Origin of the sequence: Achromobacter sp. B7 (genome assembly GCF_003600685.1) — a bacterium.
Lineage (GTDB): Bacteria > Pseudomonadota > Gammaproteobacteria > Burkholderiales > Burkholderiaceae_B > Achromobacter > Achromobacter spanius_B.
In genome coordinates, this window is sequence record NZ_CP032084.1 from 489390 (window position 1) to 514788 (window position 25399).

21 protein-coding genes are annotated in these 25399 nt (G+C 66.0%); 12 read left to right on the forward strand and 9 right to left on the reverse strand.

From position 1 onward, the window contains the following. Positions 1–18: 18 nt before the first annotated feature. Together glpK and DVB37_RS02245 are read right to left on the reverse strand one after the other, a co-directional pair. A complete protein-coding gene (glpK, locus tag DVB37_RS02240) occupies positions 19–1539 on the reverse strand; it encodes a glycerol kinase GlpK (RefSeq protein ID WP_120153670.1) in 1521 nt (506 codons plus the stop codon). Beyond that, positions 1526–2908 carry a DHA2 family efflux MFS transporter permease subunit gene (locus DVB37_RS02245; protein ID WP_370512782.1) on the reverse strand — a complete coding sequence of 461 codons (1383 nt, stop codon included), beginning with the start codon at positions 2906–2908 and terminating at the stop codon, positions 1526–1528. Before DVB37_RS02245 ends, glpK begins: the two co-directional genes overlap by 14 nt. Before the next feature lie 171 nt (positions 2909–3079). On the opposite strand from DVB37_RS02245, the gene DVB37_RS02250 reads away from it, so the two are divergent. The 4 genes from DVB37_RS02250 (at position 3080) to DVB37_RS28870 (ending at position 5797) form a co-directional block, all read left to right on the forward strand. Then, complete coding sequence (locus DVB37_RS02250; RefSeq protein WP_046807375.1) at positions 3080–3268, forward strand: DUF3460 family protein; 189 nt, start codon at positions 3080–3082, stop codon at positions 3266–3268. Positions 3269–3285: 17 nt separating this feature from the next. Then, positions 3286–4176, forward strand: coding sequence for a ScpA family protein (locus DVB37_RS02255; protein ID WP_046807376.1), 891 nt, complete (start codon positions 3286–3288; stop codon positions 4174–4176). A gap of 36 nt (positions 4177–4212) precedes the next feature. Continuing rightward, positions 4213–5067, forward strand: a complete 855-nt coding sequence (gene panC / locus DVB37_RS02260; protein WP_046807377.1) for a pantoate--beta-alanine ligase — start codon at positions 4213–4215, stop codon at positions 5065–5067. A gap of 127 nt (positions 5068–5194) precedes the next feature. Beyond that, complete coding sequence (locus DVB37_RS28870; protein ID WP_305782015.1) at positions 5195–5797, forward strand: response regulator transcription factor; 603 nt, start codon at positions 5195–5197, stop codon at positions 5795–5797. 86 nt (positions 5798–5883) lie between these two features. On the opposite strand, the gene DVB37_RS02270 is transcribed toward DVB37_RS28870, so the two are convergent. Then, entirely contained in the window at positions 5884–6651 is a 768-nt protein-coding gene (locus DVB37_RS02270) for a copper resistance protein NlpE N-terminal domain-containing protein (protein WP_046807378.1), read from the reverse strand. Between the two features lie 205 nt (positions 6652–6856). On the opposite strand from DVB37_RS02270, the gene DVB37_RS02275 reads away from it, so the two are divergent. From DVB37_RS02275 to DVB37_RS02305, 7 genes are all read left to right on the forward strand, one after another. Further along, positions 6857–7720 (forward strand): A24 family peptidase, encoded by an 864-nt coding sequence (locus DVB37_RS02275; RefSeq protein WP_120153672.1) that lies wholly within the window; start codon positions 6857–6859, stop codon positions 7718–7720. A gap of 23 nt (positions 7721–7743) precedes the next feature. Further along, complete coding sequence (gene coaE / locus DVB37_RS02280) at positions 7744–8361, forward strand: dephospho-CoA kinase (protein ID WP_120153674.1); 618 nt, start codon at positions 7744–7746, stop codon at positions 8359–8361. Between the two features lie 69 nt (positions 8362–8430). Continuing rightward, positions 8431–9183 (forward strand): cell division protein ZapD, encoded by a 753-nt coding sequence (gene zapD, locus DVB37_RS02285; RefSeq protein WP_046807381.1) that lies wholly within the window; start codon positions 8431–8433, stop codon positions 9181–9183. Between the two features lie 137 nt (positions 9184–9320). Next, positions 9321–10595, forward strand: a complete 1275-nt coding sequence (locus DVB37_RS02290; protein ID WP_120153677.1) for an MdtA/MuxA family multidrug efflux RND transporter periplasmic adaptor subunit — start codon at positions 9321–9323, stop codon at positions 10593–10595. A 12-nt stretch (positions 10596–10607) separates the two neighbouring features. Continuing rightward, positions 10608–13706, forward strand: coding sequence for an MdtB/MuxB family multidrug efflux RND transporter permease subunit (locus tag DVB37_RS02295; protein WP_046807383.1), 3099 nt, complete (start codon positions 10608–10610; stop codon positions 13704–13706). Further along, positions 13703–16816, forward strand: a complete 3114-nt coding sequence (locus DVB37_RS02300) for a multidrug efflux RND transporter permease subunit (protein ID WP_046807384.1) — start codon at positions 13703–13705, stop codon at positions 16814–16816. The genes DVB37_RS02295 and DVB37_RS02300 overlap by 4 nt, the downstream gene beginning before the upstream one ends. Continuing rightward, positions 16813–18327, forward strand: a complete 1515-nt coding sequence (locus tag DVB37_RS02305) for an efflux transporter outer membrane subunit (RefSeq protein ID WP_120153679.1) — start codon at positions 16813–16815, stop codon at positions 18325–18327. The genes DVB37_RS02300 and DVB37_RS02305 overlap by 4 nt, the downstream gene beginning before the upstream one ends. 12 nt (positions 18328–18339) lie before the next feature. On the opposite strand, the gene DVB37_RS02310 is transcribed toward DVB37_RS02305, so the two are convergent. The 6 genes from DVB37_RS02310 to DVB37_RS02335 form a co-directional block, all read right to left on the reverse strand. Continuing rightward, positions 18340–19005: a TetR/AcrR family transcriptional regulator gene (locus tag DVB37_RS02310; protein WP_120153681.1), complete on the reverse strand. Its 666-nt coding sequence runs from the start codon at positions 19003–19005 to the stop codon at positions 18340–18342. Positions 19006–19146: 141 nt separating this feature from the next. After that, positions 19147–20109 (reverse strand): Nudix family hydrolase, encoded by a 963-nt coding sequence (locus DVB37_RS02315; RefSeq protein WP_046807387.1) that lies wholly within the window; start codon positions 20107–20109, stop codon positions 19147–19149. Then, positions 20102–20968 carry an ATP-binding protein gene (locus tag DVB37_RS02320; RefSeq protein ID WP_006217204.1) on the reverse strand — a complete coding sequence of 289 codons (867 nt, stop codon included), beginning with the start codon at positions 20966–20968 and terminating at the stop codon, positions 20102–20104. Before DVB37_RS02320 ends, DVB37_RS02315 begins: the two co-directional genes overlap by 8 nt. Before the next feature lie 6 nt (positions 20969–20974). Further along, complete coding sequence (argJ, locus tag DVB37_RS02325; RefSeq protein ID WP_120153683.1) at positions 20975–22201, reverse strand: bifunctional glutamate N-acetyltransferase/amino-acid acetyltransferase ArgJ; 1227 nt, start codon at positions 22199–22201, stop codon at positions 20975–20977. A gap of 146 nt (positions 22202–22347) precedes the next feature. Beyond that, a complete protein-coding gene (locus DVB37_RS02330) occupies positions 22348–23388 on the reverse strand; it encodes a hypothetical protein (RefSeq protein ID WP_120153685.1) in 1041 nt (346 codons plus the stop codon). 61 nt (positions 23389–23449) lie between these two features. Further along, a complete protein-coding gene (locus DVB37_RS02335; RefSeq protein WP_046807390.1) occupies positions 23450–23944 on the reverse strand; it encodes a MarR family winged helix-turn-helix transcriptional regulator in 495 nt (164 codons plus the stop codon). 268 nt (positions 23945–24212) lie between these two features. Here DVB37_RS02335 and DVB37_RS02340 point away from each other — a divergent pair, with 268 nt between their 5' ends. Then, positions 24213–25376: an ABC transporter substrate-binding protein gene (locus DVB37_RS02340; RefSeq protein ID WP_120153687.1), complete on the forward strand. Its 1164-nt coding sequence runs from the start codon at positions 24213–24215 to the stop codon at positions 25374–25376. Positions 25377–25399 lie beyond the last annotated feature (23 nt).

The following is a 25399-nucleotide window of genomic DNA, read 5'->3' on the forward strand; positions in this document are numbered from 1 at the left end:
TTGCGCCCCGGTCCGCCTTCAGGCGGGCGCGCTCCAACCTTTGGAGAGGTCTACGGCTTGGCGCCAGCGTTTCATTCTGGCGTCGCGTACGGCTTGGGGCCAGGTGGGGGTGAAGGTGCGTTCGGCCTGCCATTTGGAGGCGAACTCTTCCAGGTGGCTCCAGAAGCCTACCGCCAGGCCCGCCAGGCCGGCGGCGCCCAGGGCGGTGGATTCGGGCACGCGGGGGCGGACGACGGGGACGCCTAGCAGGTCGGCTTGCATTTGCATCAGCAGGTCGTTGCGGGCGGCGCCGCCGTCTACGCGCAGTTCGGTCAGCGCGATGCCGCTGTCGCCGTTCATGCAGGTCAGCAATTCAGCGCTTTGCAGGGCGATGGATTCCAGTGTGGCGCGGGCGATGTGGGCGCGGGTGGTGCCGCGGGTCAGGCCCACCAGGGTGCCACGGGCGTAAGGGTCCCAGTGGGGGGCGCCCAAGCCGGCGAAGGCGGGCACCATGAAGACGTCGTCGGTGTCGGAGACGCTGGCGGCCAGGGATTCGATTTCTTCGGAACGCTGGATGATGCCCAGGCCGTCGCGCAGCCATTGGACGGCGGCGCCGGCGACGAACACGCCGCCTTCCAGCATGTAGGTGGGCTTCCACTTGCCCGCGTCGGCTTGGGGCAGGCCCCAGCCCACGGTGGACAGCAGGTGGTTCTTGGATTGCACCGGTTGGTCGCCGACGTTCATCAGCATGAAGCAGCCGGTGCCGTAGGTGTTCTTTGCCATGCCGGGCGTGAAGCAGGCCTGGCCGAAGGTGGCGGCCTGCTGGTCGCCGGCCACGCCCGCAATGGGGATCGAACCGCCCAGCCATTCGGGCAGGGCGTCGCCCACGACGGCACTGCTGGGCGCGATCTTGGGCAGCACGCTGCGCGGGATGTTCAGCAAGGCCAGGATGTCGTCGTTCCAGTCTTGCGTGTGCAGGTCGAACAGCATGGTGCGCGACGCGTTGCTGCAATCGGTGCTGTGGACGGCGCCGCCCGTCAGTTGCCAGATCAGCCAGGTGTCGACGGTGCCGAATGCCAGTTCGCCGCGTTCGGCCATCTTGCGGGCGCCGGGCACGTGGTCCAGCAGCCAGGCAAGCTTGGTGCCGGAGAAGTAGGCGTCCACGACGAGGCCGGTGCGCGATTGCAGGAAGTCGGCGTGGCCGTCGCGGCGCAACTGGTCGCACAGCGGGGCAGTGCGGCGGTCTTGCCAGACGATGGCGCGGGCCAGCGGGCGGCCGGTGGCGCGTTCCCAGATCAGCGTGGTTTCGCGCTGGTTGGTGATGCCGATGGCGGCCACGTCGGCGGCGGTGGCGCCAGCGTTGCGCAGGGCTTCGCGGGCCACGTCCAGTTGGCTGTGCCAGATTTCGTTGGCGTCGTGTTCAACCCAGCCGGGCCGGGGGTAGTGCTGGCGGAATTCACGCTGGCCGACGCCGCGGACCACGCATTCGCGGTCGAACACGATGGCTCGGGAGCTGGTCGTGCCCTGGTCCAGGGCTAGGACAAATTCATTCGTCGTCACTTTTTTTGGCGCCGTTCAGGTGTGCCCCGGCTTGCGGATCGAGGCGTCTAAAGGAAAGGGTCGAGACCATGCACATCAGCCCGATGACGATAAAGCCGGCGACGACGTCGCTGATCGCCAGCGTTTCGGCGCCGCGCAACGTCATGCTGACGTTCAGCGTCACCGCGGCCACGCCCACGCCCAGGCTGATGCCCAGTTGCTGCGCCATGGCGGCAAAGCTGCTGGCGCGGCTCATCTGGGACGGCGGGATGTCGGCATAGGTTAGCGTATTTACCCCGGTAAATTGCAGCGATCGGAAGAAGCCGCCGACAAGCAAGATGGCGATCATCAGCCACACCGGCGTGGTGGGCGTGAAGGTGGCGCAGACCATGATGAACACGCCGGTCAACAGGGCGTTCACGGTCAGCACGCGCCGGAAACCGAAGTGGCGGACGATGGGCGTGGCCACGAATTTCATCAGCAGGGCGCCGGCGGCGCTGGCAAAGGTGATGAGGCCGGCAGAAAACGGGGTCAGGCCAAAGCCCACTTGCAGCAGCATGGCCAGCAGGAAGGGGGTGGCGCCCACCGCAAAGCGGCACAGGTTGCCGCCCAGCGTCGAGATGGCAAAGGTGGGAATCCGCATCAAGGACAGGTCGATGATGGGGTGGTCGATGCGCCGGGCGTGCCAGGCGTACAGAAAACCGCACGCCGCGCCCACGGCGATCAGGCCCAGCAGCATGGGCAGCGGCATGATGTCGCGGCCGATGGCTTCAAAGCCGCTGACCAGCGCGGCCAGGCACACCGCGCTGAGCAGAAAGCCCAGCCAGTCCAGCCGCGGGGCGGATGCTTCCTTGATTTCAGATACATAGCGCAGCACCAGCGCAATACCCAGCACGCCGATGGGGATGTTGATCAGGAAAATCCAGTGCCACGACATATAGGTGACCATGAAGCCGCCCAGCGGCGGGCCGATCACCGGACCCAGCAGGGCCGGGATGGACAGGAATGACATGGCCTTGAGCAGGTCTTGCTTGGGCACGGTACGCAGCAGGATGATGCGACCCACGGGCACCATCATGGCGCCGGCCATCCCCTGGACGATGCGGGCCACGACCAGCTGGGGCAGGTCCTGCGACAGGGCGCAGGCAACGGAACTCAGCGTGAACAGCCCGATGGCGGCCACAAATACGCGGCGCGCGCCGTAGCGGTCGGCCGCCCAGCCGCTGACGGGCACGAACACGGCCACCGAGAGCAGGTAGGACGTAATGGCCACGTTCAGCCGCACGGGGGTGGAGCCCAAGGCGCGGGCCATGGCGGGCAGGGCGGTAGCCACCACGGTGGCGTCCAGCATCTGCATGAACAGCGCGCAGCCGACAATGAAGGGAATCATGCGCGCTGCGCGCACCGCATCCGGGGTTGAAGGGGGTGCGGGATTGGCTGCGGCGACGGATTCGGCTGACATGGCGGAGGGGGGCGTTGGGTGCCTGACGATTGTAACGCCGGGGAATTGGCCCCGCGTGAAGTAAACTCGTCGGATCTGCAACCTACTGAAATTGGCGTCATGGCGACCAACTACGAATCCGAGATCACCCTTTTCCTGAAAGACTTCAAGCAGTCGCACCCTGGCACGGAAGAACGCCAGCGTGAAGGCCGCGCCCGTCTTTGGGACAAACCGCAAGATCCGGAACTGCTCGAAGGCTTCCGCGCGGCCCGCGTGCCGCAAAAACCGTACGTGTATTCGGCAGACTGATTCCCGTTGCGGCAGACATGTCCCGTAACCCTTCAGTCCCTGGCGAGGCACTGGCCAAGCTAGTGGAACCGCCTGTGGACAGCACGCCAGACACCGTCGACAGCGTGGCGTTCGCGCGCCTGTACGGCGAGCCGCTGTTCCAGATGCCGACGGATCTGTACATTCCGCCGGACGCGCTGGAGGTGTTTCTTGAGGCGTTCGAAGGGCCGCTGGACCTGTTGCTGTACCTGATCCGCAAGCAGAACTTCAACGTTCTGGACATCCCGATGGCGGATGTCACGCGGCAGTACCTGTCTTATGTGGACCAGATCCGCATCACCAATCTAGAGCTGGCCGCCGAATATCTGCTGATGGCGGCCATGCTGATCGAGATCAAGTCGCGCATGCTGCTGCCGGTCAAGAAGACCGACACCGGCGAAGAGCCCGAAGACCCGCGCGCCGAACTCGTGCGTCGCCTGCTTGAATACGAGCAGATGAAGCTGGCCGCGCAAAAGCTGGACAAGCTGCCGCAACTGGGCCGCGATTTTGTCAGCAGCCAGGCCGTGGCCGACCTTAGCGTTGAACGCATGATGCCCGAGGTCAGCGTGGACGATCTGCGCCTGGCCTGGGCCGACATCATGAAGCGGGCCAAGCTGAACCAGCACCACCACATCACGCGTGAACAGCTGTCGGTGCGCGACCACATGACGCATATCCTGCGGCGCCTGAACGATGTGCGCTTCATGGAATTTGGCGACCTGTTCATGGAGCGCGTCCGCGAAGGCGCGCCGGCGGCTGTCGTCGTCGTGCATTTCATCGCCATGCTGGAACTGGCTCGCGAATCCCTGCTGGAAATCACGCAGGCCGAGCCTTATGCGCCCATCTATGTCCGCCTGGCTTACACCAGCGTGGCGGCGGTCGCGGCCTGATCCTGACCGGGCTGCCCCCAACCCCGGAGAGTTCCCTTGAAAGTCGTACACACCATCCAGGAATTGCGCGATCACCTGCGCGGCCAGAACCGCGTGTCGTTCGTGCCCACGATGGGCAATCTGCACGAAGGCCACCTGTCGCTGATGAAGCTGGCGCGCCAGCATGGCGACCCCGTCGTCGCCAGCATCTTCGTGAACCGGCTGCAATTCGGTCCGAACGAGGACTTCGACCAATACCCGCGCACGCTGGCGGCTGATATTGAAAAGCTGGAGCAGGCGCGCGACGTCTACGTGCTGTTCGCGCCGAATGAGCGCGAGATGTATCCCGAGCCGCAGAACTACCGTGTGCAGCCGCCGGACGATCTGGGCGACATCCTGGAAGGCGAGTTCCGTCCGGGCTTCTTCGAGGGCGTCAGCACGGTGGTGCTCAAGCTGTTCTCGTGCGTGCAGCCGCGCGTGGCCGTCTTCGGCAAGAAGGACTACCAACAGCTGATGGTCGTGCGCAATATGTGCCGCCAGTTTCAGCTGCCGGTCGAGGTGCTTGCCCATGAAACGGTGCGCGCGGATGACGGCCTGGCGCTGTCCTCGCGCAACCGCTACCTGACTCCGGAAGAACGCGCCGAAGCGCCCGCGCTGTATGCGGGCTTGCAGAAGATCGGCCAGCGTCTGACGCAGGGCGAGCGCAATGCCGAAGCCCTGGAGCGCGACGCCATTGACGAGCTGACCCGGCGCGGCTGGAAGGTCGATTACGTGGCCCTGCGCCGCCAGCGCGATCTGAAGCGCCCCGAGGCTGCCGACTTGCAGGCCGGCGAGCCGGTCGTGGTGCTGGCCGCCGCGAAGCTGGGCGCGACGCGTCTGATCGACAACCTGGAATTGGCCTACACGGCCTGATCCCGCATGAACAGGGTAGGGGCCGCAGATTGCGGCATCCCGACCCCTGACAGAATTGCTAGCTTTCGCCGTTATTAGGGGGAGGGCAGACTTCTTGTAATCCTACATTGCAAAAACGAGTCGCCCCATGCGTGTTCCCCGTCCCGACCTTGATGCAGCGCTTGTCGCCTTGACGCCCCGCGAAAGGCAGATCGTCGACTATGTGGCGGCCGGCAGGCCGAACAAAGTGATCGCCATCGACCTGGGTATTTCGCTGCGCACGGCGGAAGCCCATCGCGCCCGCATCTTCGCCAAACTACATACCCGCAACGCCATGGAGCTGGCCTGCCGCCTGTGCGCGCACGGCCGTTCCGGGGCGTCGCCCATTCTCGAAGCCGCGGCAGTGGATGCGGCGGTGGCTGCTGAGCGGGGTGCCGGGGTGGGTGCTGAGCGGGGTGCTGAGCGGGGCGCGGCCACGGGTTCACGGCCCGCGCTGGGTATGGCTGGAGGCAGGCCGATGACTGGCTCTCCCACGCTGCCCGCCGACGCAAATTTGCCCATCGTCTCGCAGCCGATCATCCCCGGGATTTATTCCGCCGCCATGTTCCCCCCTATGGCGTCCAGCACGACGCTGCACGAACCGCCGCTGGGATATGGAGTCGATCCCGCAGCAGCGGATGACCCGACGGACGACCCGACGGATGACCCCACGGATGACCCCACGGACGACCCTGCGGACACTCATGATTAGCCGGCGCGGGGCCCAAAAAAACGCCGGGCCCGCGAACAAGGTGTTCGGCGGGCCCGGCGGGATCGGGTTGTTGCGTTATGCCGGCGTTACGGGCACTTGGGCGCCGCGGCCTTGGCCAACTCGTCGATCGGGTCCAGATCCGGCTGGCGGGTCAGGTTGTAGTTCAAGTTGGGCGTTTGGCCGGCGATCGAACGCACGCGCAGCACGTTGTTGGCGGCCACCACGAACTCGGCGCGGACGTTACCGTTGCCGTCCATCATGATGACGCGCGGCGGGCGTTCGTCGGTGGCGTCCCAGCAACCCTGTTCGGTTACGGCGGGGCCCTTGTTCGGGTCGTTTTCCAGGTAGGCCGTGCGGCCACGCCAACGGCCGTTGGGCGCCAGGGTCAACGTCACGCGCTGCGCCGTGCATTGCATGGCGGGCGAGAAACACGGCAACGTGCCCATGTAGGTCTGCGGCTGTGGCACCAGGCTGTGGGCCGCGGCATTGGGCGGGGCAGCCGGGGCGGGCGTGGAAGCGGCAACGGCGGCGCTGTTGTCGGCGCCTTCCGGAACGGGCTGGCCGTCTTCCGTGGTCTGGCCACCGGCAGCGGCTTGCGCGGCTTGGTTCTGGGGTTTGCGAGCGTCGGGCTTCAGGGCGATTTGCACTTGCGACGGCGCGCGGATGACGCTGCGGTAGCCGGCGCCCGAACCCTGGTACTGGGCATCGGTCACCGTGCTTTCAGCCGGGGGGTCGTAATAGCCTTCGGTTTTTTGCTGGGCGCAGCCTGCCGCACCTAGTGCGGTACCGGCCAGCAGCAGCCCCATGACGCTGAGTTTGCGGGATCGGGTAACGATGTCGACGCGGGCGGTCATGGCAGCTTATCCGTGAATTGAGTCTGTCTCCGATTTTACGCACTTATGCGAAGATTCGATACGTTCCCTTAGCCACTCTTGGGTGTAGTCAGCACTTTATGCACAATAAACGACACGGCCGCCGTTTTGCTGTCGGCCTTTTGGCCGACGGACGGGTCGCGGGATCTGGCGCTGGGTCTGGCGCGCGCCTTCGTCGCGGGCGGGCATGAACGTGCTGCGACACGCTTTCGATATTCCCTTGGGCGCCTTCATTGCGCTGGCCGCGTTGGCGGGCTTGTTCGTCGGCAATTGGCTGACCGTGCTGACCTATCGGCTGCCTCGCATGATGGAACGCGAATGGCAGGCGCAATGCCTGGACGCGGTGGGCCGGGCGCGACCCGACAGCCCCGACGGTCTGTTCCATCCGGCATCGCATTGCCCTGCCTGCAACGCGCCGGTGCGTGGCTGGCGGCGGCTGCCGGTGTTGGGCTGGCTCTTGCTGCGGGGCCGCTGCGCCGCGTGCGATGCCGTGATTGCGTGGCGCTACCCCGCCATTGAATTGCTGACCTGCCTGGTGTTCGCCGCCTGCGCCTGGCGCTACGGCGCCACGCCCGTCGCCTTGTGCGCCATGGGCTTGTCGGCCATGCTGATCGCCTTGGGCTGGATCGATTTTGAAACCACGCTGCTGCCTGATGTGCTGACGCAGCCGCTGGTCTGGGCCGGCCTGCTCGTCAACCTGTTCGGCACCTTCACCACCTTGCCGCTGGCGGTGATCGGCGCGGTGGCCGGCTATGTGTTCCTGTGGGTTATCTTCCATCTGTTCCGGCTGCTGACCGGGCGCGAAGGCATGGGCTATGGCGACTTCAAATTGCTGGCCGCGCTGGGCGCCTGGTTTGGCGCCGAGTCGCTGCCGATGCTGTTGCTGGCGGCCTCGTTGGTGGGCGTGTTGATCGGCGGCGCGCTCACGCTCAGCGGTCGCGCGGGCCGGGGGCAGCCGCTGCCTTTCGGACCCTACCTGGCATTGGCCGGTATCGTGATGTTGCTGTTGGGTGGCGACGAGGGCTTGTGGTTGTTGATGCGCCAGGCGTGAGCCGGCGGGAAAGGATAGGCATCATGTTCAAGATTGGGCTGACGGGCGGCATCGGGTCGGGCAAGTCCCGCGTGGCCGACATGCTGGCGGACTGGGGCGCAACGCTGGTCGACACCGATGAAATCGCGCGCGCGCTGACCGCCGCGAATGGCGCGGCCATGCCCGCCATCGCGACCGAGTTCGGCGCCGATGCGTTGACCCCGGACGGTGCGCTGAACCGCGACTGGATGCGCGAGCGCGCCTTCGCCGACCCCGCCGTGCGGCAGCGGCTTGAAGCCGTGCTGCATCCCATCATCTCCGAAGAAACACGGCGCCAGGCGGCGGCCGCGACCGGATCGTATCTGGTCTTTGTGGTGCCGCTTTTGGTGGAGTCCTTACAGCGGTGGCGCGGGCGCGTTGACCGCATCTGCGTGGTGGACTGCGACCCCGACACACAGGTGGCTCGCGTGCAGGCTCGCAGCGGGCTGACGGAGCCCGCCATCAGGCGTATTATGGCGGCACAGGCTGCGCGGCAAGTCCGCCTGGAGTCCGCTGACGACGTCATCATCAACGACGGCGCCACAACACCCGAGCAATTGCGCGCGCAGGCAAAGACCTTGCATGACCGCTGGCTTGCGCTGGCGACCACCCAGGGCCGGTAAGCGCAAGCGGGCCGGCACCCTTCCACATCCCGGCCGGCTGGCTGACCACTGATGGGCCTGTAAAAAAGCGTGATTGTTTACGAATACCCCTTCAATGAGCGCATCCGCGCCTACCTGCGATTGGAATACCTGTTCGACAGGTTGTTCTTCTTTGCTCAGGCAGGGGATTCACGCCAACATCAGGTTGCCGTTACTTCTCTTTTCGATTTGCTTGACGCCTGCGAACGCACGGACGTGAAAGGCGCCGTGCTGCAAGACCTTGAACGCCAGCGCATGGCGCTGGTGGGTCTGCGCGATCACCCCGGCGTGGCGCAGGATGCGCTGGAAGCCATGTTGCGCGAACTGGAAAAAGTGGCCACGGCATTGGCCGCGCCCGGCAAGACCGGCCAGTCGCTGCGCGAAAACGAATGGTTGACCAGCCTGCGCGGTCGCTTGTCCGTGCCGGGCAGCGCCACGCAGGTCGACATGCCGTCGTACTTTGCCTGGCAGAACAAATCCGAAGCCGCCCGCCTTGCGGACCTTCAGGCCTGGATCTCACCGTTTCTTGCCCTGTACGACGGGCTGACGATGGCGTTGCGGCTGCTGCGCGAGTCCGGCCGCAAGACCGACATCGTGGCCGAGCAGGGCGCCTACCAGCAGATGCTGGGCGGCAAGCAGTTTCATCTGCTGCGCGTGTGGGTCGACCCCGAGCAAGGCGTATTCCCCGAGATCAGCGCCAATAAGTACATGATCTGGATACGTTTTTCCACGCAAGACGGCGAATTCAAGCCCCAGCAGGTGGCCCGCGACGTCGCCTTCCAGATGACGTTGTGCAGCTCGTAGGCTGCTGCCTTGCCCGCCCACGGCCGCCGCAAGGCTGATTCTTGTTGCGGCCAGTTTCAACTGGCGCCCGCGATGCGCGAAACGGAACCCGACTAGTAGACAATACGGCTTTCTGCATTAGTGCCGGAACCGTTTCCATGTCCGAAAGTCGTCCTGTTTCCCCACCGTCCCGCTGGACCCGCCGCCGCATTGGCGGCTTGGTCGTGTTGCTGCTGGTGGTTGCCGGTATTGCCTGGCTGGTGCTGCGGCCCTCTGCCAAGCAGGGCGGTCCGGCCGGCGCGCGAGGCCCGGGCGGCGGCCGGCCCCCCGCGGCCGCGATGGCCAATCTGCCCGTCCCGGTGCGCATCGCCACCGCCACCAAGCAGGACATCGACATCTATCTGAAGTCCCTGGGCACCGTCACCGCGTACAACACGGTCACGGTGCGCAGCCGCGTCAGCGGCGAACTGGTCGACGTGAAATTCCAGGAAGGCCAGCAAGTGAAGGCCGGCGATGTGCTGGCGCAAGTCGACCCGCGCGCCTTCCAGGTGGCGCTGGACCAGGCGCGCGGCACGCAGATGCAGAATCTGGCCCAGCTTGAAAACGCGCGGCGCGACCTGCAACGCTATCAAGCCCTGTTCAAGCAGGACTCCATCGCCAAGCAGCAGGTCGACACCCAGGCCGCGCTGGTGCGCCAATACGAAGGCACCGTCAAAAGCGACCAGGCCAACGTGGACAACGCCAAGTTGCAGCTGGATTACGCCCGCATCACCGCGCCCATCAGCGGCCGGCTGGGCCTGCGCCAGGTGGACCGGGGCAATCTGGTGTCCAGCTCCGATACCAATGGGCTGGTTGTCATTACCCAGACCCAGCCCATCTCCGTCGTCTTCACGCTGCCGGAAACCCAGCTGCCCGAAGTGCGTGGCGAAATCGCGGCCGGCCGAACCTTGGCCGTTGACGCGTACGACCGCGCCGACACGCGCCGTATCGCCACCGGCGTGCTGGAAACGCTGGACAACCAGATCGACGTCACCACCGGCACCTTGAAACTGAAGGCCAAGTTTGAAAACGCGGACGACGCGCTGTTCCCGAACCAGTTCGTCAACGTGCGCCTGCACGTGCTGACGCGCAAGGACGTCACCGCCGTCCCCACGGCCGCCATCCAGCAAGGCTCGGCCGGCGCCTTTGTGTTCCTGGTGCAGCCGGACAACACCATCGCCGTGCGCCAGGTCAAGCTGGGCGCCATCAACAACGGCATGGTCGCCGTGAACGAAGGGCTGCAACCGGGCGACCGCGTCGTCACCGAAGGCACCGACCGCCTGCGCGCCGGGGCCAAGGTTGAAATCGTGGGCGGCGCCGAAGTCATTCCCGCCACCCGCGACAAGACGCTGGGCGCGGGCGCCCCTGCCGGCACCACGCCGCCGTCCAAATAAGCCGAGCGCATCGTGAGTCCGTCGCGTCTGTTCATCCTGCGCCCCGTCGCCACCACGCTGGCGATGGTGGCCATCCTGATTGCCGGCTTCATCGCCTACCGCATGTTGCCCGTGTCGGCGCTGCCCGAGGTGGACTACCCGACGATCCAGGTGGTGACGCTGTACCCCGGGGCCAGCCCCGACGTGATGACCTCGCTGGTCACGTCCCCGCTGGAACGGCAGTTTGGGCAGATGCCGGGCTTGAACCAGATGTCGTCCACCAGTTCGGGCGGCGCGTCGGTCATCACCATGCAGTTCAACCTGACCTTGCCACTGGACGTGGCCGAGCAGCAGGTGCAGGCCGCCATCAACGCGGCATCCAACCTGCTGCCCAGCGACCTGCCGGTGCCACCCACGTACAACAAGGTCAACCCCGCCGATGCCGCCGTGCTGACGCTGGCGATCACATCGCCCACCATGCCCTTGCCGCAGGTGCGCGACCTGGTCGACACGCGGGTGGCGCAGAAGCTGTCGCAGATTCCCGGCGTGGGCCTGGTCAGCGTGGCGGGCGGGCAGCGCCCGGCCGTGCGCGTGCAGGTCAACCCGCAGGCGCTGGCCGCCAACGGCTTGGCCATGTCCGACCTGCGCACCGCCATCGTGGGCGCCAACGTCAATCAGCCCAAGGGCAACCTGGACGGCCCGCTGCGTTCCACCACCATCAACGCCAATGACCAGCTGAAGTCGCCCACCGACTACAACGACCTGATCATCGCCTACAAGAACAACGCGCCGCTGCGCCTGTCCGACGTGGCGCGCGCGGTCGAAGGCGCCGAAGACACGCGCCAGGCCGCATGGGCCGGCGACAAGCCCGCCATCCTGTTGAACATCCAGCGCCAGCCCGGCGCCAATGTGATCGACGTGGTCAACCGCATCCAGACACTGTTGCCGCAGCTGCGCGCCGCGCTGCCGGCCACGCTGGATGTCACCGTGGTGTCCGACCGCACGCAGACCATCCGCGATTCCGTCGAAGACGTGAAGTTTGAAATGCTGCTGGCCGTGGGGCTGGTGGTGATGGTGACCTTCGTGTTCCTGCGCAGCCTGACCGCCACGCTGATCCCCAGCGTCGTGGTGCCGCTGTCGCTGGTGGGCACGTTCGGCATCATGTACCTGGCCGGGTTCTCCATCAACAACCTGACGCTGATGGCGCTGACGATCGCCACCGGCTTCGTGGTGGACGACGCCATCGTCATGATCGAGAACATCGCGCGCCACATCGAAGAAGGCGAAACGCCGATGCAGGCGGCGCTCAAGGGGGCCTCGCAGATCGGGTTCACGCTGATCTCGCTGACGTTCTCGCTGATCGCCGTGCTGATTCCGCTGTTGTTCATGACCGAAGTCGTGGGCCGGCTGTTCCGCGAATTCGCCATCACGCTGGCGGTGTCCATCCTGATTTCACTGGTGGTGTCGCTGACTCTGACGCCGATGATGTGCGCACGCTTGCTGCGCGCGGAATCGGAACAGAAGCACGGGCGTTTTCACACCGCCACCGGCAACTTCATTGACCGCGTCATCGCCGGCTATGACCGGATGCTGCAAGTGGTGCTGCGCCATCAGCCGCTGACCTTGCTGGTGGCGCTGGGCACGTTCGCGCTGACCGTGGTGCTGTACATGGTGGTGCCCAAGGGCTTTTTCCCGCAGCAGGACACCGGGCTGATCCAGGCCATCACGCAGGCGCCGCAATCCATTTCGTTTCCGGCCATGGCCGAACGCCAGCAGGCCGCCGCGCGGCTGGTGCTGCAAGATCCGGACGTGCAGGCCGTGTCCTCGTTCATCGGTGTCGACGGCAGCAACGCCACGCTTAGCGCCGGCCGCATGCAGATTTCCCTAAAGCCGCAAGCCGAGCGCAGCGGCGATTTGCGCACGGTGATGGCGCGCTTGCAGGAATCGCTGGGCAAGCAGGACGGCCTGACCGTCTACATGCAGCCCGTGCAGGACCTGACCATCGAAGACCGCGTCAGCCGCACGCAATATCAGATGACGCTGTCCAACCCCGACCTGAAGGTGCTGAGCGAATGGACGCCCAAGCTGGTGGATCGGCTGCGCCAGGTGCCGGGCCTGAAGGACGTAACGGATGACTTGCAGGACGACGGCTTGCAGACCTGGGTCGAGATCGACCGCGATGCGGCCTCGCGCCTGGGCATTACCGCCGCCGTCATCGACGAAGCGCTGTACGACGCCTTCGGCCAGCGCCTGATCTCCACGATCTTCACGCAATCGAACCAGTACCGCGTGGTGCTGGAAGTGCAGCCACAGTTCCAGATGAACCCGTCCGCGCTGGGGCAGATCCATGTGCCCACGGCCGCGGGCACGCAGGTGCCGCTGTCGTCCGTGGCGCACATCACCGAAGGGCGTACGGTGCTTGCCGTGAACCGGCTGGACCAGTTCCCGATGGTCACGGTGTCGTTCAACCTGGCGCCGGGCGCGTCCTTGTCCAACGCGGTCGAAGCCATCACCGCCGCCGAAGCCGAGATCGGCATGCCCGCCGGGGTCGAGACCCGCTTCCAGGGCGCCGCGCTGGCGTTCCAGAATTCGCTGACCAGCACGTTGTGGCTGATCCTGGCCGCCGTGGTCACCATGTACATCGTGCTGGGCGTGCTGTACGAAAGCTACATCCATCCCATCACCATCCTGTCGACCTTGCCGTCCGCCGGCGTGGGCGCCTTGCTGGCGCTGTTGATCAGCGGCACCGAGCTGGACATGATCGGCATCATCGGCATCATCCTGCTCATCGGCATCGTGAAAAAGAACGCCATCATGATGATCGACTTCGCGCTGGACGCCGAGCGTAAGCGCGGCCTGAGCCCGCGCGCCGCCATCCATGAAGCCGCGCTGCTGCGCTTCCGGCCCATCTTGATGACCACGCTTGCCGCCCTGTTCGGCGCCTTGCCGCTGATGCTGTCTTCGGGCACCGGCGCGGAATTGCGCCAGCCGCTGGGCCTGGTGATGGTGGGCGGCCTGCTGCTCAGCCAGGTGCTGACGCTGTTCACCACGCCCGTCATCTATTTGATGTTCGACCGCCTGTCGCGCCGCTGGCGTGGCGTGCGCGCGCCCGCCGCCGGGGACGCGTCATGATCATGTCGGCGCCCTTCATCGTCCGGCCGGTAGCGACCACGTTGCTTAGCGTGGCGGTTGTGATGGCGGGGCTGCTGGCGTTTTTCCTGTTGCCGGTGGCGCCCTTGCCGCAGGTGGATATCCCCACGATTTCGGTGTCGGCCAGCCTGCCCGGCGCCAGCCCCGAGACCATGGCATCCAGCGTGGCCACGCCACTTGAGCGGTCGCTGGGCAGCATCGCGGGCGTGACTGAAATGACGTCGAGCAGCTCGCAGGGGTCTACCCGCGTGACGCTGCAATTTGATTTGTCGCGCGATATCAACGGCGCGGCGCGCGACGTGCAGGCCGCCATCAACGCGGCGCGTTCGTTGCTGCCTTCCGGCTTGCGCAGCAATCCCACGTATCACAAGTCCAACCCGTCGGACGCGCCCATCATGACCTTGGCGCTGACGTCCGACACGCTGGGCCAGGGCCAGCTGTACGACATCGCCTCCACCATCGTGGCGCAGAAGCTGGCGCAGGTGGACGGCGTGGGCGAAGTCACCGTGGGGGGCAGTTCGCTGCCGGCCGTGCGCGTCACGGTGCTGCCCGGCGCGCTGGCCAATCGCGGCGTGTCGCTGGACCAGCTGCGCAGCACGCTGGCCAACGCCAACTCGAACCGCCCCAAGGGCGTGCTGGAAAACGACCGCTACCACTGGCAGATCATGGTCAGCGACCAGCTCAGCCGCGCCGAGCAATATCGGCCGCTGATCGTGGCCTGGAAAGACGGCGCGCCGGTGCGCGTGTCGGATGTGGCCAAGGTCGAGGATTCCGTCGAAGACCTGTATCAGACCGGCTTCTACAACGACCGCAAGGCCATCCTGATGATCGTGCGTCGGCAGGCCGACGCCAACATCATCGAAGCCGTGAACGCCGTGCGCGCGCAGCTGCCCGTGTTGCAGGCGCTGATGCCGGCCGACGTGAACATGACGGTCGCGCAAGACCGCACGCCCAGCATCCGCGCGTCGCTGCACGAAGCCGAACTCACGCTGATCATCGCCGTGGGCTTGGTGGTGCTGGTGGTGCTGCTGTTCCTGCGCCGCTGGCGCGCGGCCATCATCCCCAGCGTGGCCGTGCCGGTATCGCTGATCGGCACGTTCTGCATCATGTATATGTGCGGCTTCACGCTGAACACCATTTCGCTGATGGCGCTGATCGTGGCTACCGGCTTTGTGGTGGACGACGCCATCGTGGTGCTGGAAAACATCATGCGGCATGTCGAGAACGGCATGTCGCCCATGCGCGCGGCGCTGCGCGGGTCGCGCGAAGTGGGCTTCACGGTGCTGTCCATGAGCCTGTCGCTGGTGGCGGTGTTCATCCCCATCCTGCTGATGGGCGGCGTGGTGGGGCGGCTGTTCCGCGAATTCGCCGTCACGCTGTCGGCCGCCATCATGGTGTCGCTGGTGGTGTCGTTGACGTTGACGCCCATGATGTGCGCGCGGCTGTTGCGTCCCGAGCCCAAGGACGCCAAGCCGCCCGGACGGCTCGCGCGCTGGTCCGAACGCGGCTTTGAAGCCATGCTGGACGGCTATCGCCGCAGCCTGCGTTGGGCGCTGGCGCATGGGCGCCTGATGATGCTGACGCTGGCCGTGGCCGTGGGCCTGAACGTGTACCTGTACATGGCGGTGCCCAAGGGCTTTTTCCCACAACAGGATACGGGCCAGCTGCTGGGCTTTTTCCGGGTCGACCAGGGCACCTCGTTCCAGGCCACCGTTCCCAAGCTGGACGCGCTGCGCAAGGTGGTGCTGGCGGACCCGGCGGTGCAAAGCATGACGGGGTACGCCGGCGGGCGCGGCGGCAGCAACAGCAGCTTCATGCAGATCCAGCTCAAGCCGCTGGAAGAGCGCAAGGTGTCGGCCGATGTGGTCATCAACCGGCTGCGCGGCAAACTGCAAAACATGCCGGGCGCGCGCATGTTCCTGGTGTCGCAGCAGGACATCCGCATCGGTGGGCGTCAGAGCCAGGGCTCGTACGACTACACGCTGATGTCGGGCGACCTGCAATTGCTGCGCACCTGGATGCCCAAGGTGCAGCAGGCGATGGCGAAGATTCCTGAAATCACGGACGTGGATACCGATGTCGAGGACAAGGGCCGCCAGATCAACCTGGTGATCGACCGCGAGGCCGCAACGCGGCTGGGCGTCAGCATGTCCACGATATCCACGGTGCTGAACAATTCGTTCAGCCAGCGGCAGGTGTCGGTGATGTACGGGCCGCTGAACCAGTACCACGTGGTGCTGGGGCTGGAGCCCAGGTTTGCCGAAGACATTGAATCCCTCAAGCAGGTGGAAGTCATCACGTCGACCGGCGCGCGCGTGCCGCTGCTGGCGTTTGCAAGCCTGGAAAACGGCAACGCGCCACTCAGCGTGCAGCACCAGGGTTTGTTCGTGGCGGACACGGTGTCGTTCAGCCTGGCGCCCGGCGTGTCGCTGGGTCAGGCCACCGCAGCCATCGATGCGGCCGTGGCGCGCATCGGCTTGCCGTCGGACCAGATCCAGGCGGGCTTCCAGGGCACCGCCGCCGCTTTGCAGCAAACGCTGGCGCAGCAGCCGTGGCTGATCCTGGCGGCGCTGGTCACGATGTATATCGTGCTGGGCATTTTGTACGAGAGCTTCGTGCATCCGCTGACGATCCTGTCCACCTTGCCGTCCGCCGGGCTGGGCGCGTTGCTGGCGCTGTTGCTGGTGCGGCAGGACTTCACGCTGATTGCGCTGATCGGCGTGTTCCTGTTGATCGGCATCGTGAAAAAGAACGCCATCATGATGGTGGACTTTGCGCTGGAAGCGCAGCGCGTGCAGGGCATGGCGCCGCGTGAAGCGATCTTCCAGGCGTGCGTGACGCGCTTTCGCCCCATCATGATGACGACCATGGCCGCCATCTTCGGCGCGCTGCCGCTGGTGCTGGCAACCGGCGCGGGCGTCGAGATGCGCCAGCCGCTGGGCATCACCATCGTGGGCGGCCTGGTCCTCAGCCAGATCCTGACGCTGTACACCACCCCCGTGGTCTATCTTTACCTGGACCGTTTTCGCCTGTGGGCATCGCGCTGGCGCGCCCGGCGAAATGACGCCCCTGCTTCCATAGAACCTACATGATCCGACCCAAGCCGTTTGCCGCATCCTTCCTACCCCGCAGCGCCGTCACGCTGGCGCTGTGCGCGCTGCTTGGCGCGTGCGCGGTCGGCCCTGATTACCAACGCCCCGCGCTGGATGTGGGCGCGTCCTACAAGGAAGGGCAGGGGCAAGAGCAGGTAGACGGCTGGAAGCGGGCGGAACCGCGTGACGTGGCCGACCGTGGCAAGTGGTGGCAGGTGTATGGCGACGACACGTTGAATTCGCTGGTCGAGCGCTTGAACACGTCGAACCAGACCATTGCCCAGGCCGAGGCCAACTACCGTCAGGCGCTGGGCCTGGTGCGCGCCGCGCGCGCGGGCTTCTATCCCACCGTGGGCGCCAGCGCCGGCATGTCGCGCGCGGGCGTCGGCACGGGCTCGTCATCGTCGTCAGGCAATGGCAGCAATGTGTCGAACCAGTATTCCGTGACGGGTAGCGTCAGCTGGGAACTGGACGTGTGGGGACGCGTGCGCCGCAGCACGGAATCGTCCGAGGCCAGCGCGGCGGCCAGCCTGGCGGACTTGGCCGCCACGCGCCTGAGCGCGCAGGCGGCGCTGGTGCAGACCTATCTGCAACTGCGCGTGCTGGACGAACAGAAACGTTTGCTGGACGCTACCGTGGCGGCGTATGAAAAGTCGCTGCAACTGACGCAAAACCGCTATGAAGTGGGCGTGGCGGGGCAGGCCGACATCGCCGTGGCGCGCACGCAGGTGGAAAGCACGCGCGCCCAGTCGATTGACCTGGACTGGCAGCGCGGCCAGTACGAGCACGCCATCGCCGTGTTGATGGGGCAGGCCCCGTCGCAGTTCAGCCTGCCGCCGGCGGTATTTGCCTTGCAACTGCCGCAGATTCCGGTGGGGCTGCCGTCCGAACTGCTTGAGCGGCGGCCGGACATCGCCGCCGCCGAACGTCGCGCGGCCGCGGCCAATGCGCAGATCGGCGTGGCCGAGGCCGCGTGGTTCCCCTCGCTGATCCTGTCGGCCGACGGCGGCTTTCGCAACGGCCAGTTCGCCGACCTGCTGACGGCGCCCGCGCGCTTCTGGTCGTTGGGCCCGGCGTTGGCGCTGACCCTGTTCGATGGCGGCGCGCGCGCCGCACAAGTCGAACAGGCGCGCGCCGCCTACGACTCGCAAGCGGCGGCCTATCGCCAAGCGGCGTTGGTGGGCCTGCGCGAAGTTGAGGACTATCTGATCCAGCTGCGCGTCATGGAAAACGAACAGACCGTGCAACGCCGCGCGCTGGAGTCCGCGCGCGAGTCGTTGCGCCTGATCCAGAACCAGTACAAGGCCGGCCTGGTGGACTATCTGAGCGTGGCGGTGGTGGACGCCACCGCGCTTAACAGCGAGCGCAATGCGCTAAGCCTGTTGGGCACGCGCCTGGTGGCCAGCGTGAATTTGATTGTGGCGTTGGGTGGGGGGTGGGATGGCCTGCCGGCGGTGCAGCAGGCCGACGCGGCGCCAGCGCCCGCTTCGACGACGGCCCCCGTGAACTGAGCGCGCAGCCGTTCACACGACGGGTTCGCCGGACGCCGCGCTGCTTTGGCGGCGCGCTTCCAATGTCGATAACGCTTCGGCATTGAGCTCATCCGGAAAGCTGTGCGCGACCAGGTATTCCAGCGCTTTGTCGATGCGCGCCCAGCCTTCAGGCTCATGCAGCGGCAAGCCTAAAAAGTGCGTGGCGGTTTTGGCGCGCAATGTCAGGTAGACCGCCCCGGCCAGTATCACGCCCGCTACGGCGGGCACGTCTACGTCAGGCGCAAGTTCGTCAACGCGCTCGATGAATCCGCGCGCGGCATTTTCGCGGCGTTCGGCAAGCGTTGCGGTGACGTCGTTCTGTTCGATCAGCTCCCAGCGCCGCACCTCGCGCAAGGTTTCATTGCCTGATAGCGTTTCAATCTGCGCGCGCAGCATCGTCAGAATCAGATCGGCCGGCGTGCGCTGGCTGGATTCCTCCGTGGTCAACAAGCCGGGGTTGCGTGTCCAGAAATCTTGTTCTTTCATCCACGCCAGCAGCAGGCCCGACATGCCGTCAAAGTAGCGGTAGATGAGTTCTTTGCTGACGCCTGCGCGCTTGGCGATGGCGTTGATGCCGACTCCGCCCATGCCTGTTTCCAGGATCTGGGCTTCAAGGGCTTGGAGTATTTGGCGCTCGGTATTCGCACGGCGGGACATGACAGGTTCCTTCATGACGAGAGAGCTGTCGTGGCCCGCCACGCGGGGCACCCGGCTATCAGGACCGGAGCGGCGCCGGACGAGCCGGCGGCGGGGCCGATAAGACTTACATCTTGCCAGACTTCCGGCCCCGCAGGGTAGTTAGATCACGCCACGTATACCCGCGATGCCGTGCGCACCATGACGTAGTGCGTGCGACACGGTGGCGGTGGACTGGCCGCCCAGCGCGAATACGGGTATGCCCGCGTCGCGATTGCCCGCCACAAAGCCTTCCCAGCCGAGCGTCGCGGCGCCAGGGTGGCTGGGCGTGTCCAGCACGGGACCCAGCACGGCAAAGTCGGCGCCGATTTCACGGGCGTGGACGACTTGCGCGTTGTCGTGCGCGGACACGCCAACCAGCGCGCCGGCCGGCAATTCGGGCCGTGCGTGCAAGCGGGCGGCATCCGCAGTGCGCAGGTGTACGCCGTCGGCTTCTTTCCACCATGCGGCGGGGTGCGCGCTGTTGACCAGCACACGCGCGCCGGCGGCGCGGCAGCGCTTGATCACTTGCTGAAAAACTTCATGCAGCGATGCTGCACCGGCGCCATCGGGCCATTGCGGTTCACGCAGTTGCACGAGCTTCACGCCACGCGCAAGCGCTGCGTCCAGCCGGCCCAGGAACGCGGCCACGCCCGCACGCGAGCCGATCGAGCTGATGCCATAAGTAGTGGGCAGTTGCAGCCAGCGCAGCGGCGGCAGCGTGGCGGGCAGCAAGTCGCCGACCGATGCCGCGTTGGCCGGGTCCACCCATTCCAGGCGCTGGTTTTCCAGTCCTTGCGGTTCGCCTTCCCAGGCGGTGACGTGGCAGAACGCCAGGCGCACCGTGGTGTGGGGGTAGACATGCACATAGGTCACCCACGGGCGCGACTGCGTCACGCGGATGCCCAGCTCTTCCTGCAATTCGCGGGCCAGCGCTTGCAGCACCGTTTCGCCGGGTTCCAGCTTGCCGCCCGGCAGCTCCCACCAGCCCGACCAGGGCTTGCCCTCGGGCCGCTGGCCCAAGAGCAGCATGCCGTCGGGACGCAGGATCAGGCCCGCTGCAACGTCAACGATCTTTTCAGACATGGCGGGCCGCCCAATCGCGCGCGAACTGATAGGCCACGCGGCCCGAACGCGATCCGCGTTCAATCGTCCATTGCAGCGCCTCGGTGCGCGAGGGCTCGATGTGCGCCTCCGGGCAGCCCAGCTCGCGCAGCCAGTGGTAGACGATGTCCAGGTAGTCATCCTGCTTGAACGGATAGAACGACAGCCACAGCCCGAAGCGTTCCGACAGCGAGATCTTTTCCTCGACGGTTTCGCCGGGGTGGATTTCGCCATCGGGCTGATGCTTGGCCTGAAGGTTTTCGCTCATGTATTCGGGCATCAGATGACGCCGGTTCGACGTGGCGTAGATCAGCACGTTGTCGCCCGAGGCCGACACCGAGCCGTCCAGCACCGACTTCAACGCCTTGTAGCCGGGCTCGCCTTCTTCAAACGACAGGTCGTCGCAGAAGACGATGAAGCGTTCGGGGCGCGGCGCGACCAGTTCGACGATGTCGGCCAGGTCGCCCAGGTCGGACTTGTCCACTTCGATCAGGCGCAGGCCCTGGTCGCCGTACGCCGCCAGCATCGCCTTGACCAGCGAACTCTTGCCGGTGCCGCGCGCGCCGGTCATCAGCACGTTGTTGGCCGGCTTGTTCGCCAGGAACTGCTGCGTGTTGCGGTCGATGGTGGCCTTCTGGCGCTCGATGTGCTGAAGGTCCTGCATGTCGATGCGCGCCACGTGGCGCACCGCATCGAGCCAACCGCGCGAGCCGCGCTTGCGCCAACGGAACGCGTGCGCGCTCCAGTCGATCTCGGGCGTGGCCGGCGGCAGAAAGGCCTCAAGCTGCGCCAACACGCGCTCGGCGCGCTGGATAAGGGTGGTGAACTCGCTAGCGCTCATGGCCGATCACGAACGGTAGTCGGCGTTGATGGACACGTATTCGTGCGAGAAGTCGCAGGTGTAGACGGTGTCAGACACCTGGCCCCGACCCAGCGCGATGCGCACCAGGATTTCGGCCTGCTTCATCACGCGCTGGCCATCGGCTTCCTGGTAGTCGGGGTTGCGGCCGCCGTTCTTGGCCACCAGCACATCGTCCAGCCACAGGCGGATGTTTGACACGTCCAGGTCGTCGATACCGGCGTAGCCCACGGCCGCCAGGATGCGGCCCAGGTTGGGGTCCGACGCGAAGAACGCGGTCTTGACCAGCGGCGAATGCGCCACGGCGTAAGCCACCTTCAGCGCTTCTTCGGTGGTGCCGGCCTCTTCGACGCGGATGGTCATGAACTTGGTGGCGCCTTCGGCGTCACGCACGATCTTGGTGGCCAGCTCCAGCGCGGCGGCGGTCAGCGCGTCGCGCACGGCGGCGTAGGCGGCGTCTGATTCGCTGTTGACGTTCACGCCCGATTTGCCGGTGGCGGCGATGATGAAGGAATCGTTGGTGGACGTGTCGCCGTCAACCGTGATGCGGTTGAACGACGCGTCGGCGATTTCACCGGCCAGCTTGCGCAGCAGCGGCTGGGCAATGCCGGCATCGGTGGCCAGGAAGCTGAGCATGGTCGCCATATTGGGGCGGATCATGCCGGCGCCCTTGCTGATGCCGGTGAAGGTGACGGTTTTGCCGTCGATCCGCACCTTGGTCGACGAGATCTTGGGCAGCGTGTCGGTCGTCATGATGCCGTGCGCGGCGCTGGACCAGTGGTCGGCGCCCAGGTTGGCGATGGCGCCCGGCAGGCCGGCGACCAGGCGGTCCAGCGGCAGGGGCTCAAGGATGACGCCGGTGGAGAACGGCAGGACTTCGGCGGCGGGCACGCCCAGCAGCTTGCCCAGCGCTTCGCAGGTGTCCTGCGCTTTCTTCAAGCCTTCTTCGCCCGTGCCGGCGTTGGCGTTGCCGGTGTTGATGACCAGCGCGCTGATGGGGCCGCCGGCGGCCAGGTGGGCCTGGCAGACCTGCACCGGGGCGGCGCAGAAGCGGTTGCGCGTGAACACGCCCGCCACGCTGGTGCCTTCGGCCAGGCGGAACACGGTCAGGTCACGTCGGTTGGCTTTGCGGATGCCGGCCTCGGTGACGCCGATTTCAACACCGGCTACAGGAAAAATTTCGGACTCGGAGGGGATCTGCAAATTAACGGCCATGACTTCGTCTCTTGAGTAGGCAGGACAAAATCGCCGCCGGTAAGGCGGCGCGCGGGGGGAAAGCTTCGTATTATCCCACCGGTTTGCGGCAGGGGTTTGTCAGGCGGCGGCCGGTGGGGCAGGGTGGCCCCTGGCGGGCAAGGCGGTCAGGGGGCCATCCGCATGGCCGCCACGTCCAGCACGCCGGCCTGGCGGTTGGTCAGCACGCTGCGCACCGTGCCGTCGGGCGCTTGCAGCACCGAGTTGCCGGCGTCGACGTCTTCACCCCCATTGCGGCGCGCCGAGCGCCCGCGCGACGGCGAAAACAACAGGTCGCCTGCTTGCGCGCCGGGCAGGCGCGGGTTGGCGGCCAGCACGCGGGTGCCGGGCGGGTAGGTCATGGCGCCCAGCGTGGTCTCGCGCGCCAGCAGGCCTTCAAAATCCAGCAGGCGGCGCTGGCTGTCCAGCCGCATGTCCACCTTCAGCAAGGGCAGTTGGCGCAACGTCACCGCGTCGCTGCCCTCGGTACGCAGCAACCAGCGCGGCGAGTTGGCGCCCGCGTCGGGCGGCGTGCCGCGCGCGGCCTCGTCCACTTTCAACCAGGCGCCCGGCGGCACCGGCTGCTGGTCCAGGGTATTGCCCACCGCCAGATGGCAGCTGGCAAAGCGCGGCTGGCCGCCTTGCAACACGAATTCCAGCCGATGTCCGTGCGCGCACAGCCAGCCTTCCTGCGCCTGGTCGCGGGCAATTTCCACGGACAGGGTTTCGGGTTGCTTGGGCGTGGCGGCGTAGCGGAACAGGCGGGTGGCGGACACGCCCAGGATGGCGGCGGGTTGCGCGTCGGGGAAAACGGCGCGGTCGAACGAGGCCATTTCCCCCGGCCGAGTCAGGCTGAGCACGGTGCCGGCGGGCATGTCCACGCCGGACAGGCGCGTGGCGTGGGCCAGCGTTGTCTTGCGGCCTGCGTCGGCCTCGGCGTCGCGGTGGGCGGCAAACCACAGGCTGAACTGCTGATAAGGAAAGATGGCGCCGACCAGCGCAAGAATGGTCATCAGCGTCGTGCCGATGCGTCGGTGGTCGCCCAGCCACAGCCGCGCGCTGGGCGTGGTCGCCAGCACGGCCAGCCAGGTCAGCAAGGTCGCCAGGCAGGCCAGCGACGCCGCCATCAGCACATAGAAATTACCGCCAGGAAGGGAAACCGGAATCATGGCGGCAATTATGCGCCAAACCGGGGTCGGTTTTCAGCGCTGGCGGGGGGCAAAGCGTGGCTTATGGCTTGGCGGATTCCGAGCGGGTGGCCACCACTTGCAGCTTCAGTTCGCCCAGCGCCTGGAACAGCGCGTTGCGGGTGGACTCGGGCAGGTCGCCAAACATGGACTTGACCCAGGTTTCATGGGCGCGCGCCATGCGGGCAAAGCTTTTCTTGCCCTGGGGCGTGAGCTTGATGAGCGAACTGCGGCGGTCGGACTCGACCTTGGTGCGCACCACCAGCCCTTCCTTTTCAAGCTGGTCGGTAATGCCGGTGATATTGCCGTTGGTGACCATCATGTGCCGCGAGAGCTCGCCCATCTTCATGCCCTTGGGCGCGCGTTGCAATTGCGCCATCAGGTCAAAGCGGGGCAGGGTGGTGTCGAACTCGTTACGCAGGCGGCTGCGGATCTCGCTTTCGACGAGGTTGGCGCAGGTGAGCATGCGCAGCCAGAGGCGCAACGCATGGTGGTCGTCGGGCGCGGCGCGGGATTCGAGATCAGGAGCGTCAGTCATCGGCGTTTTCTTGAGGTTCGGCAAGATGTCGGGTACTGTCGCGCGTGCGCCGTACCCAGCGTGTCGTCGAAGTGGTCATCGTTGATGGGGGGCTGGTAAACCCGCGGTAGAAACCCCGCTGGTAAAAACCCTAGTCTTGTTTTGAAGAATACTTTAAACCTAAACTATGAACCGCGCCAGCTTTCCCTATGCCGCGCGCAGAAGTCATTCGAATCGCACCCTCAATAAGAACACCCTCTGCGCGGGCTCGCGCACGGAGCACACCACCATGCGTTTGATCACTTCCCTTATCGCCGCCGCCGCGCTGGTTCCGGCCGTGGCCATGGCCGACGCCGTCAAGGTCGGCATCGCCAACGATATCTCCGGCCCGTTCTCGGCGCTGGGCGCCGAAGCGCGCGATGGCTTCAACCTGGCCATCAAGCAACTGGGCAGCAAGCTGGGCGGCCAGCCCGCCGAATTCGTGCAGACCGACATGGGCGGCAATCCCGACCAGGCCCGCCAATTGGTCACGCGTTATATCCAGCGCGAAAAAATCGATTTCTTCACCGGCCCGATCGGCTCGAACGTGGCGCTGGCCGTCGGCCCCGCCCTGTTCGCCGCCAAGGTGCCGTACCTGTCGAACAACCCGGGCCCCAGCCAGTTCGCCGGCGCCCAGTGCAATAACTACTGGTTCGGCACGTCGTACCAGAACGACGCCTTCCACGAAGCCGCCGGCAAGGTCGCCGCCGACCGAGGCTTCAAGAAAATGTTCATCATGGCCCCCGACTATCCGGCGGGCAAGGACGCGTTGACGGGCTTCAAGCGCGGCTACAAGACCGCCCCGGGCGACGAGGTCTACACCAAGCTGGGCCAGATCGACTACGCCGCCGAGATCGCGCAGATTCGCGCCGCCAAGCCGGACGCCGTCTACATCTTCCTGCCGGGCGGCATGGGCATCAACTTCGTCAAGCAGTTCGTGTCGGCCGGCCTGTCGCAAAGCGTCAAGCTGATCGGCCCGGGCTTCTCGGCTGACGAAGACGTGATCCAGGCCGTGGGCGAACCCATGCTGGGCATGTACAACACCGCCCAGTGGGCGCATGACCTGGACGTGCCGCAGAACAAGGCGTTCGTGGACGCCTTCCGCAAGGAATACAACGGCCGTTACCCGTCGGTTTACGCCGCCCAGGCGTACGACGTGATCATGGCCATGGACGCCGCCGTCAAGCAGGCCGGCGGCAAGGCCTCGGATCGCGCGGCCGTCATCGCCGCCCTGGAAAAGGCCGACTACCCGTCGGTGCGCGGCAGCTTCACCTACGGCAAGAACCACTATCCGATCCAGGCCTATTACCTGCGCGTCGTCGACAAGGACGGCAGCGGCCGCATCACCAACAAGCTGGTCGGCAAGGTGTTCGACAAGTACCAGGACGTCTACGTCGGCGAGTGCAAGCTCTGAGGTAAGACGCCCAAGCGCGCGTC

Bases quoted from the DNA above. Each gene is read 5' to 3' on its own strand.
- DVB37_RS02245 (WP_370512782.1), bottom strand. From the start codon at position 2,908: ATGATTCCCTTCATTGTCGGCTGCGCGCTGTTCATGCAGATGCTGGAC.
- DVB37_RS02250 (WP_046807375.1), top strand. From the start codon at position 3,080: ATGGCGACCAACTACGAATCCGAGATCACCCTTTTCCTGAAAGACTTC.
- DVB37_RS02255 (WP_046807376.1), top strand. From the start codon at position 3,286: ATGTCCCGTAACCCTTCAGTCCCTGGCGAGGCACTGGCCAAGCTAGTG.
- DVB37_RS28870 (WP_305782015.1), top strand. From the start codon at position 5,195: ATGCGTGTTCCCCGTCCCGACCTTGATGCAGCGCTTGTCGCCTTGACG.
- DVB37_RS02270 (WP_046807378.1), bottom strand. From the start codon at position 6,651: ATGACCGCCCGCGTCGACATCGTTACCCGATCCCGCAAACTCAGCGTC.
- DVB37_RS02275 (WP_120153672.1), top strand. From the start codon at position 6,857: ATGAACGTGCTGCGACACGCTTTCGATATTCCCTTGGGCGCCTTCATT.
- coaE (WP_120153674.1), top strand. From the start codon at position 7,744: ATGTTCAAGATTGGGCTGACGGGCGGCATCGGGTCGGGCAAGTCCCGC.
- DVB37_RS02290 (WP_120153677.1), top strand. From the start codon at position 9,321: ATGTCCGAAAGTCGTCCTGTTTCCCCACCGTCCCGCTGGACCCGCCGC.
- DVB37_RS02300 (WP_046807384.1), top strand. From the start codon at position 13,703: ATGATCATGTCGGCGCCCTTCATCGTCCGGCCGGTAGCGACCACGTTG.
- DVB37_RS02305 (WP_120153679.1), top strand. From the start codon at position 16,813: ATGATCCGACCCAAGCCGTTTGCCGCATCCTTCCTACCCCGCAGCGCC.
- DVB37_RS02310 (WP_120153681.1), bottom strand. From the start codon at position 19,005: ATGTCCCGCCGTGCGAATACCGAGCGCCAAATACTCCAAGCCCTTGAA.
- DVB37_RS02315 (WP_046807387.1), bottom strand. From the start codon at position 20,109: ATGTCTGAAAAGATCGTTGACGTTGCAGCGGGCCTGATCCTGCGTCCC.
- DVB37_RS02320 (WP_006217204.1), bottom strand. From the start codon at position 20,968: ATGAGCGCTAGCGAGTTCACCACCCTTATCCAGCGCGCCGAGCGCGTG.
- argJ (WP_120153683.1), bottom strand. From the start codon at position 22,201: ATGGCCGTTAATTTGCAGATCCCCTCCGAGTCCGAAATTTTTCCTGTA.
- DVB37_RS02330 (WP_120153685.1), bottom strand. From the start codon at position 23,388: ATGATTCCGGTTTCCCTTCCTGGCGGTAATTTCTATGTGCTGATGGCG.
- DVB37_RS02335 (WP_046807390.1), bottom strand. From the start codon at position 23,944: ATGACTGACGCTCCTGATCTCGAATCCCGCGCCGCGCCCGACGACCAC.
- DVB37_RS02340 (WP_120153687.1), top strand. From the start codon at position 24,213: ATGCGTTTGATCACTTCCCTTATCGCCGCCGCCGCGCTGGTTCCGGCC.